Source organism: Vibrio sp. 10N.247.311.49 (assembly GCF_041467655.1).
Lineage (GTDB): Bacteria > Pseudomonadota > Gammaproteobacteria > Enterobacterales > Vibrionaceae > Vibrio > Vibrio crassostreae_C.
The window spans coordinates 1-10,568 of record NZ_JBFSVA010000016.1 but is presented as its reverse complement, the minus strand read 5'-3'; the positions used below and the strand labels follow the sequence as shown (position 1 = coordinate 10,568).

General features: G+C 43.7%; 8 protein-coding genes. 4 read left to right on the top strand and 4 right to left on the bottom strand.

Annotation, left to right across the window (positions count from 1 at the left end):
- Positions 1 to 652 precede the first annotated feature (652 nt).
- Positions 653 to 1,579, bottom strand: a complete 927-nt coding sequence (gene speB, locus AB6E54_RS15585) for an agmatinase (RefSeq protein WP_102332111.1) — start codon at positions 1,577 to 1,579, stop codon at positions 653 to 655.
- Positions 1,579 to 3,486 (bottom strand): arginine decarboxylase, encoded by a 1,908-nt coding sequence (gene speA, locus AB6E54_RS15580; RefSeq protein WP_065680285.1) that lies wholly within the window; start codon positions 3,484 to 3,486, stop codon positions 1,579 to 1,581. Before speA ends, speB begins: the two co-directional genes overlap by 1 nt.
- A gap of 561 nt (positions 3,487 to 4,047) precedes the next feature.
- Here speA and AB6E54_RS15575 point away from each other — a divergent pair.
- The 4 genes from AB6E54_RS15575 to AB6E54_RS15560 all read left to right on the top strand — a co-directional run bounded on the left by AB6E54_RS15575 (position 4,048) and on the right by AB6E54_RS15560 (position 9,515).
- Positions 4,048 to 5,484, top strand: coding sequence for a coniferyl aldehyde dehydrogenase (locus tag AB6E54_RS15575; protein WP_102332110.1), 1,437 nt, complete (start codon positions 4,048 to 4,050; stop codon positions 5,482 to 5,484).
- Complete coding sequence (locus tag AB6E54_RS15570) at positions 5,481 to 6,059, top strand: TetR/AcrR family transcriptional regulator (protein WP_102332109.1); 579 nt, start codon at positions 5,481 to 5,483, stop codon at positions 6,057 to 6,059. The genes AB6E54_RS15575 and AB6E54_RS15570 overlap by 4 nt, the downstream gene beginning before the upstream one ends.
- Before the next feature lie 527 nt (positions 6,060 to 6,586).
- The gene (locus AB6E54_RS15565; protein ID WP_102332108.1) at positions 6,587 to 8,161 is read left to right on the top strand and encodes an ABC-F family ATP-binding cassette domain-containing protein; all 1,575 of its coding nucleotides are present in this window, start codon (positions 6,587 to 6,589) and stop codon (positions 8,159 to 8,161) included.
- 115 nt (positions 8,162 to 8,276) lie between these two features.
- Positions 8,277 to 9,515, top strand: coding sequence for a leucine-rich repeat-containing protein kinase family protein (locus AB6E54_RS15560; RefSeq protein ID WP_102332107.1), 1,239 nt, complete (start codon positions 8,277 to 8,279; stop codon positions 9,513 to 9,515).
- Between the two features lie 81 nt (positions 9,516 to 9,596).
- Here the strand turns inward: AB6E54_RS15560 and AB6E54_RS15555 are convergent, their stop codons facing one another.
- Complete coding sequence (locus AB6E54_RS15555; RefSeq protein WP_102332106.1) at positions 9,597 to 10,046, bottom strand: hypothetical protein; 450 nt, start codon at positions 10,044 to 10,046, stop codon at positions 9,597 to 9,599.
- A gap of 68 nt (positions 10,047 to 10,114) precedes the next feature.
- Positions 10,115 to 10,429 (bottom strand): N(4)-acetylcytidine aminohydrolase, encoded by a 315-nt coding sequence (gene yqfB / locus AB6E54_RS15550; RefSeq protein WP_017063603.1) that lies wholly within the window; start codon positions 10,427 to 10,429, stop codon positions 10,115 to 10,117.
- Positions 10,430 to 10,568 lie beyond the last annotated feature (139 nt).

Genomic DNA, 10,568 nt, shown 5'->3' with positions numbered 1-10,568 from the left:
GAGGTCACAAAATGCTGTATTGCCCAACATCGTGAAAATGATAGTAATAACGGTTTCAGGCTTAAATTATATTCAGAACTTATTCTCTGCATTAACAATCAATTACGTAGACTGATGTATGTGATGAGTCAGTTCCGTTTCGCCTGTTTTTTTTATAGTTTACTTAACTTTAAGCCTAGTCTTCCTTATCCGAAATGTCATGTCTGTGCGAAGTGACTTCTTTTCACAAATCTAGGCATTCACTTTAGTTTGTTCATGGACTAAGCAAAAGTTTATAGGGTGTTGATTAATATGCAATAAAACGCATACCTTAATTACACCTCAAATTTTTATAAATATATACAGTAATAAAGTTGATAAATCATTAGGATTTATGGGCGATTGATAGGGTCGATATATACCTAAACCCCAAAGAAGAACTAAATCCCATATTTGAGACAAGGTGTAGCACAAAGCTGATGAGAAACTGTTCAAACACCGTATATGGCGTCAATTACATATACAACCGTTAGAGTATTGAATGGGTATGCAGGGACAATGAGTAGAAGTTGCAAATGGATATTTCGAGGTATCCAAAAAAAGCCCACTAAGTTGAACCTTAGTGGGCTTTAAAATCAGTATATAGCGTTATGTTGTTAGCAATGACACACAACTATTTAGCGAGGCGGTTCGCCGTCCAAACGTAAAGTAGCTCGAGAGCAATCGTCGCACCAGCCAATGCTGTAATCTCGCTTTGGTCATACGCTGGAGAAACTTCTACAACGTCCATACCAACCATGTTGATGCCCTGCAAACCACGGATAATTTTCAGAACTTTATCTGAATTCAAACCGCCGCATACCGGAGTACCTGTACCCGGAGCAAAAGCAGGATCCAGACAATCGATATCAAACGTTAGGTAAACTGGCTTATCACCAACAATGCCTTTCACTTGAGCAATGATCTCATCCACGCTCATGTCATTCGCTTGCATCGCATTGATAACATTAAAGCCATGACCTTCCTGCTTATACTCTGTACGAATACCTATTTGCACAGAATGCTCAGGCGAGATTAACCCTTCATTTGGCGCATAGTAGAACATAGTACCGTGATCGTAACGACTGCCCTGATTGTAAGTATCAGTGTGCGCGTCAAAATGAATCAGAGCCATTTCACCGTACTTCTTGCCGTATGCTCTTAGCAAAGGCAATGTAATGAAGTGATCGCCACCTAAACCTAACAATGTTTTACCACTGTTTAGAATCGCATTTGCAGCCGCTTCTAAACGCTGAGTTAAATCTTCAGCATCACCGCAATCAAACACAAGATCGCCAGCATCAATCACCGAGGTATGTTCAAATACATTGAAGTCCCAAGGAAATTTTTTGCCTTCCCACGCCAAGTTTACCGACGCACGACGAATCGCATCAGGCCCCATACGAGCGCCCGGTCGACCCGACGTCGCCATATCTAACGGCGCGCCCAACACAACCACATCAGCATCGTGATCAATTGGGTTCTGTACCAATGGACGACGCATAAAAGTCATCGCGTTGGAGTACAGCGAGTAATCTGGTTTGGTAAATAGATCGTTCATTAAAAATCCTCAAGATAGGTGTAACCCATCAAGCCTTGCTCTAACTCTTCAAGTACGCTTTGCTGCTCTTGTGCTGGTACTTTCGCCGTGACCAAATCTTTGTAGTTCTGACGAATCAGATCCGTATCGATATGAACATAACGCATCATGTCTTCAACCGTATCGCCTTCATTGATGTAGTCGATATTCGCTTGACCACTTTCATCAACATTCACCACGACACTGTGGGTATCACCAAATAGGTTGTGCATATCGCCCAAGATCTCTTGATATGCGCCGACTAAGAAAAAGCCCATCAGGTATGGTTCATCTGGGTTCCACGCAGGAACTGGCAGCGTTGTTTCAATACCTTGGCCATCAACGTACTGATCAATCGTACCGTCAGAATCACAGGTGATATCCAGTACTACAGCGCGTCGCTCATCCGCATTATCCAAACCACTTAGAGGTAATACAGGGAATACCTGATCAATACCCCAAGCATCTGGTAAAGATTGGAACAGCGAGAAGTTCACGAAGAACTTGTCGGCTAAACGCTCGCTCAACTCATCCAAAATAGGACGGTGGTAACGGTTCTTAGTACTCATACGAGAGCTAAGTTCGTAGTTAATACGCAAAGACATCTGCTCTGCCCAAGCACGGTGCTGAAGATTCAGCATGCCTGTTGCAAATTGGTTGTGCGCTTCTGCGATATCGCTTTGCGTGTCGTTGTAGATCTCGATCAACGCTCGGTCATCATTACCCGCATCTAGCTCTAAGAAGTTCTTCCACATGTTATTAAGCAACATTGGTGCGTCAGCTTCTGGAGCCGCCATATCTTCCGGAGAATAGCTTTCTGTACCGATCACGTTAGTAACAAGCACAGCGTGATGCGCAGTCAACGAACGACCAGATTCAGAAATGATCACAGGTTGCGGCTGATTGTAGAGCTTACAAATATCCCCTACTGTCATTACGATGTTGCGAGCGTACTCAAGCAAGCCGTAGTTCATTGAGTTTGAAGACTGGCTACGTGTACCGTCGTAATCCACAGCCAAACCACCACCAACATCTAAGTACTTCAATTGAGCACCGATATCGCGCAGTTCACAGTAGAAACGAGCCGCTTCGCTCACACCATTTCGTACATCACGAATATTGGCCATTTGTGAACCAAGATGGAAATGCACTAGCTCTAGAACATCCAGTTGGTCTTCTGCTTTCAAGCGTTCAATAACAGTCAGCACTTGTGATGCAGACAAGCCGAACTTCGACTTCTCGCCACCACTCGCTTGCCATTTACCTGCGCCTTGAGAAGCAAGACGAATACGCAAACCTAAACGAGGTTTCACGCCAAGCGCTTTCGCTTCAGAAAGAACAAGATCAAGCTCAGATAGCTTCTCTAAAACGATGAATACTTTATGACCTAGCTTTTCGCCAATCAGCGCTAGACGGATGTATTCTCTGTCTTTGTAACCGTTACACACGATCACTGAGCTCGCTTTTTGAGCCAGTGCCAATACCGCTAATAGTTCAGGCTTGCTACCTGCTTCTAGGCCCAATTGCTTCTGCTCTAATTGAGCTTGGCTCGCTAAGATCTCGTCAACCACTTCTTTCTGTTGGTTAACTTTAATCGGGTAAACAAGCAGGTAACGGTTGTCATACTGATATTCGTCGATCGCTTGGTTAAATGCGTTACAGATATTGTGCACACGTTGGTGCACTATTTGAGGAAAACGCACAAGAGCAGGCAAACCAATATTTCTCTGCTCTAACTGTTTTACGATCTGACTAAGAGGAACTTGATGATCGGTTTCGCTCGGTGATACATACACCTCACCGTTATCATCAATTCCATAAAAACCTTGGCTCCAGTGCTTTACATTATACTCAGCACGGATGCGTTCCAAATTAACCGAATTTTCCAATTCTAGAGACCTCACACTATAGGGCCATCGACAGAAGATACCTCATTGGAATAGCGAGGTATAACCCAACAAAAAACGTTCAAAAACGATTTGTTGGCTGCATTAACCGATATTATTAAGAGTGAGTCCAACCATTGATATTTGTGGTTACGATTACGTTTTTTTATCGTCGATCCGACTTAAAGTGACAGGTAAGGTATTACAAGGTTTTAGGCCAAAAAACAGGCTGAAGCGCATTAGATTTAAAGCACTTTCTAACAAAAAATCAGGTGAATAAAATACCAAAGACACATAAAATTCTTGGCTAATCTGGTCAAGTTAAGTCAGGGTTGTGACAAATATGCGCACTTCCCAATCTGAACTCTCGCTATCACAAACACAACTTGTATCCCGTGATTCGATACCTATAAACACTTCGTTCTTCCAACTAAAACTCGCTCACTTCAATGTTGTAACCGCTCAATTATTGAACTTTTCTCGTGCATATCTTGTATTCGATTCGATCTTCTTGTAAATTCAACTGACCGACCAATCGGTCAGCTTTCGAATTTAGGGGATACTATGAGCCATAATCTAGACCTTGAACCAAACACGTCGAGCATCAACGACATGGATCAAATGTTCGACCGACAAAAAGATCACTACCGCAGTAATGTTAATCCAACGCTTGAGCAGAGAAGAAAAAACCTCTCAGTACTAAAAGCGTTGTTAATGCGCTATCAAGAGCTGTTGATTGAGGCAGTATCTGAAGATTATGGCCATCGAGCAAAACACGACAGCTTGATTGCTGATATCACCCCTTCTCTTCACCAGATCAATTACAGCCTGAAGAACCTTAAGAAATGGTTGAAGCCATCACGCCGCAAAGCAGGCTTAATGCTGACACCCGCGAAGATCACCGTTCATTATCAGCCAGTGGGTGTTGTCGGTATCATTGTTCCTTGGAACTTCCCGGTGATGCTCTCTTTAGGGCCCCTCATCACTGCGTTGGCGGCAGGTAATACTGCAATGCTCAAGATGTCTGAGTTCACTCCAGCGACCAACCGAGTTTTAAAAGCTATGCTGGCTGAGGGTTTTAACGAAGATCAGGTTGCGATTATAGAGGGTGAAGCTGACGTTTCCGCGAAATTTAGCCAACTCCCGTTTGATCATATTCTATTCACAGGGTCGACCTCTGTGGGTAAGCACGTAATGAGAGCAGCAGCCAACAACTTAACGCCAGTAACTTTGGAATTGGGTGGCAAGTCTCCAACGATTATTGCCCCTGACTTTGATGTGGCTGACGCCGTTGAACGCATCCTGTTTGCAAAAAGCTTAAACGCTGGCCAGATTTGCGTGGCACCCGATTACATCTTATTGCCACGAGAAAAAGTCGACGCGTTCATCACGGCTTATAAGCAGTACTTCAAAAAACTTTATAAAGCCGGTATTGAAAGCAAAGACTTAACCTCAGTGATCGATATGCGCCAATACAATCGTTTGAAAGGTGTGATTGCAGATGCTCAGTCTAAAGGTGCGGTTATTCACACTGTCACCGAACAAGCACAAGATGATGTAAACCACAGAATGACGCCACACCTTCTAACCGAAGTGAACGACGATATGGTTGCGATGCAAGAAGAGTTGTTTGGCCCTATTCTGCCTATCGTGCCTTATGACTCTATTGAAGAAGCGATCAGCTACATCACAGCAAGAGAACGTCCACTTGCTCTGTATCTGATGAGTCATGATAAACAGACCCAAGACCAGTTCTTATCGAATACGCATTCTGGCGGTGTTTGTATCAACGACTCGCTAGTGCATGTGGCAGCAGAAGATGCGCCGTTCGGTGGCATTGGCCCTTCAGGCATGGGACACTATCACGGTATTGAAGGCTTCAAGACCTTTAGCCATGCCAAAACCGTTCTAAGTAGAGGAAAAATTAACTTCACTAAGTTAATGCACCCTCCTTACAACAACCCAATTAAAAAGATTCTGTTCAAAGTACTAAATAGATGATTACGAAAAGGCAAAAAATCCTAGATGCTGCGCTCCTGCTCTTTTCTCAGCAAGGGCTCGAGGGCACATCTACAGGACAAATAGCGAAAACAGCAGGCGTAGCAAAGGCGACACTGTTTCACCACTTCGAGAACAAATCTCTACTGATTGATGAACTGTTTCGTGAACTGAAAATAGAGCTATTTTCTACCCTTGACCAGCACACAGAAATCGCTGAACAAGATCGCTACCAAGCCTTTAAGTTCATGTGGATCACAGGGCTTGAATGGGCGCTAGAAAATCCAGTTGCGATGAAGTTTTTCACCAATGTTCATTTCGACCCAACGACTCAAACTCGAGAAGTCATCGTCTCAAAGATGTTCGCATCGTTAGACGAGATCATTTTGAAAGGACAAGAAACTGGTGAACTGATGGTATTAGACATCAATCTTGTTAGGCACTTCATCCACAGCCACTTTTTGATTTGTGCAAACTGGTTAATTGAACAGAATGAGTTGCCACCAGAGCAGTCAGCCAAGTACATCAACGATAGCTTTGATATGTGTTGGCGCGCCGTTGGTGGGCAAACCAAGTAGCTTTAGCTTTAAGCCCAAGGCTCTAAGCTCTAAGCTCTAAGCTCTAAACCCAAAGATATAAGTTCTAGACTCAACTTATTTCCAATAATGATCACTAAAGCGCCACACAGGCGCTTTAATCATTTGAACACAATTTAATCACCTCAGTATATTGACTCAGAGTACGTTCTTTCAGTACCATCCCACCATCATTTCAAAAGAGAATAACGCCATAATGAAGTACTAACATCCTGACATCCGATTTATTTTTATAAAAATCATTTGGACACTCGGGGTTAGTGGGCGTTACTTCGTCATCTATTTTCGCGACAAATCAAGCTCTTAAAGATCCGTTTTTTGACAACCTACATCTTTAAGATCAGCACCTTAAAGACAGAAATCAGATCAGCACTCTATTTCCTATCTTTGATTGGTACGCTACCTAAGTAACGTCTTTGGCGATCTATACATAGAATTCTGTGTAGGGTTCTATATAGAAAAAGCGCCTCACCCCTTTTACTCGTTTACACGTAAAGGGAGGTATTTCTATGCCGACTATATTAGCCAATAATCTCTCATTCCAACTCGATACTGGTGAGTGGTTATTCAAAAACATCACCTTTAATTTGAGCACTCGCCTCACAGGCCTAGTCGGAAGAAATGGGGCTGGAAAGTCATTGTTACTTTCATTGCTCGTTGGACAAAAACAGCCCACAACGGGCAGTGTTTCGCGCCAAGGTTCAATCGGCTTTTACTCTCAGTTACCATCAACGCTACTGGATACCAACATCACCATCGCTGACTTCTTAGGACTCACCGAAAAGTTAGAAGCGTTAAGCGCAATAGAACAAGGTAGCTGTGAACTGCAGCACTTCAATATCGTTGGCGATGATTGGGATTTAGAGGCGCGTACCCAGCAGTTGCTAGGTACATTAAAGATCACTCGTGATTTGAACACACTTTGTTGCTCTTTGAGTGGTGGGCAACTCGCCCTGTTACAGCTTCATCAGCTATTCGTATCAAATAACGACATACTGATCCTCGATGAGCCTTCGAACCATTTGGATAACGACGGACGCAATTGGCTACTAGAACAATGCCAGGTGTTTGAAGGTAAGGTACTTGTCGTCAGCCATGATCGAAGCTTATTGAGACAAATGGAAGGTATCTACCATCTCAACAGTTTGGGGTTACGTTTCTATAAAGGAAACTACGATGACTACTTCAAACAAATGTCGAATCAGGCCGATGCACTAGATAAACAGATTGCTCATCATCAATCAGAAAAGAGACGACTTGAACGCCAAGCTCAAGCCAACAAAGAAAAAGCACAACAGCGAGAGGCGCAAGGAAACCGACTGCGAGAATCCGGCAGTCAGCCAAAGATCTTAATGGATGCGATGAAAGACAAAGCCGGACGAACACAAGCAGCATCAGCCACTAGCCAAAATAACTTAAAGGAGCAAAATCAAGATAAGCTTCAATCTCTTAAAGAACAAAAGGAACAACTAAAACCACAGGCCTTGTATCTACAACAGAGTAATAACAGTAAAAAGAACTCGCTATTAACCGTTGAAGATTGCCATCTGAGTTTTGGTTCTGACGCTCGTATCAACTTTTCTATGTCGCAAGGTGAACGGTGTTATCTCACTGGTGCAAACAGCTGCGGAAAGTCGACGCTGTTAAAGGCCATTCATGGGCAACACTCGAACTATACAGGTTCCATTAAACGCTTAGGGTCCACAGTATACTTGGATCAACACTTTGGACTATTAGACACCAACGACACAATGTTCGATAGCCTCATGACACATAGTGACGGGCTCACAGAGAGTGATGCTCGGACATTGTTAGCAGGCATCGGCTTTAGGCGTGATACCGTGTACCGCAAAGTCGCTCACCTAAGTGGTGGAGAGAAAATGAAGCTAGCGATGTTGATTGTCAGTCATAAGCAAGACTCCCCATTACTGCTGCTTGATGAGCCAGACAATCATTTAGATATCGACTCAAAGCAGATATTGGCGTCAGCTTTACGTGAATACCAAGGAGCTTTTATCTTAGTCAGTCATGACTTGGATTTTGTTGAGGAGGTCGGCGTTAGCCAAAATCGTATTCAGCTTTAACCTTGATATCAACAGCCACTGAGCGTAGATAGGCGAGTATTGTTGCGGATACTCGCCTTTCTCGGTTGAGACAAGTAAACTACGCGCCTCGAACATCTACTCATAAGGCTAAGGTTTGCATACTCTAGAACAATTAAAATCAGGGCAACTTAAAGGTATTAAGCGTCTAAAACTATCAGAAGATCTCACAGAGTTCCCTCTAGAAATCATAGAGCTTGCAGATTCTCTTGAGATCCTAGACCTTTCAGGTAATCAGCTGTCAGACCTACCAGCCGAGTTATCAAAGCTAACTAACCTGCGTATTATCTTCGCGTCGAATAACCTGTTTACGCACCTGCCTGATGTTCTAGGGTCACTTCCTAAGCTCGAAATGGTTGGCTTCAAAACCAACCAAATCAAAACCGTTAGCGAACAATCTCTGCCGACTCAACTACGTTGGTTAATCCTGACCGACAATGAGATTGAGGCCCTGCCTAGCTCACTAGGTGAAAGACCGCGACTACAGAAACTGGCATTGGCGGGTAACAAGATTCGCGTGTTACCAGAAAGCATGGAAAACCTATCCAACCTTGAGCTAGTTCGCCTGTCTGCAAACCAGTTGACTGAATTCCCAGAGTTCCTTATCAAGCTACCAAAACTGGCTTGGTTAGCGTTTGCGGGTAACCCGTTTTGCAAACACCCTAGCAGCTTAGATAGCGTGCCTGCGGTTAGCTCTCAAAGCTATTCACTGAATCAAGTACTTGGCCAAGGCGCATCTGGCGTGATCTCGCATGCAAGCTGGCTAAACAGCGACTTCGATTTTCCACAGGAAGTGGCGGTTAAAGTGTTTAAAGGCGAAGTCACCAGTGACGGCTACCCACATGATGAACTGGAAGCGTGCTTGCAGGCTGGACACCATAACAACTTGGTAAAATCTATCGCCCAAGTAGAGGAACAAGATTACCTAGCTTTGGTGATGGAACTCATTCCAAACAGCTACTACAACCTAGGGCTACCACCAACACTCGAGACTTGCACGCGTGATACTTTCCCAGAAGGTTTCGAACTTTCAATTGCTCAAATCAATAGCATTACAGAGCAGATGATTGATGTGTTTGAACACCTTCATGCCAATAAAGTCTCTCATGGTGATCTATACGCTCACAACACTTTAGTGAACGAACAAGGTCAGATGATCTTTGGTGACTTTGGCGCTGCGACTATCTACGGCTACCTAACTGAAGAACATCAACAAGGTATTCGCCGAATTGAAGCACGTGCATTGAAGTACTTTATTGAAGACCTACTGACGATTTGTGCAAAGCAAGATCAAGACAGCGAGCTTTATACTCGATTGGCGAACTTCGAAGCTTAATAGAAGTATTCAGTCAGATTGAAGACAACAAAGCCAACATCACTGTTGGCTTTTTTATATGCTAATTAAACGAACCAGCGTTTAGCTTTCAACTTGAACAAGCTTCAAGTACGAATGCAGCTCTCCGCTCTTATACTCAACCGCAGAGTGAATATTAAGGTCAGCACGAGCCACAACAGCAAACTGGTAGCAGTTCTCACCCTTCAGAATCTCGACGTGTAACAAACCGTCTTTTAGTTGCCACTGCCCTGTTGTTTCAAATCGGTCGAACAAACGATATTCAGTCAAAGAACCGTCAGCATTGAAGTGCACTTCAGTGATGTAACCGCCGGGGCAGCTCTTCACCCAAACTCGATTCTCGATATCACTGACCGTAAAGTTACGCCTTGTGTCACGCCACGCTAGAAAGCCTTCGCTATCATAAAGAGCAATGTCGAGATCAGTTCTAGAGATTAACGGCTGCTCATTTTGCTCACGACAATAAAGTTGAAGCAAAATTTGCTGAACTGTTTCGCTCTGTAATTCACTCATTGTGGCTTCCCTTTATCATTGCTCTGCGTTAGACGCAGTATTGATCAACAAATTCTATTTAAAGCGGGCTACACAAGCTCGTAAGAAACCACATACAGTTGAGAGATACCCGGGTAGATATCTTGAATCACGTCTTTCAGTACTTGCAGCGTCATGTTCTCTTGCTGAGCATGGAACTCACCTAAGTCATCAAACAAAATTGGCTCAACGCTGATGATCTTAAGATTACAGAACACACGGTCTTGCTCTAGCGTCGATACTTCCACAACACTGCCTGGCTGGTAGTCTCGCTCAGATTCATCACGAATAGTAATCGTCTTCTTGCCAGATAGGATGTCAGTTTCAAAACGTTCGAAGAACGTCATAGTGGTCGGTGCGGTCATTTATTTCGGTCGCTTTACATTTAAAGGTTAGGTAAATGTTTATATACCAGAATGCGTGTTCAAGCGAATAAAAATTAGGTGCGGGATGCGAGATGCGAGATGCGAGATGCGAGATGCGAGATGCGAGATGCGAGATGCG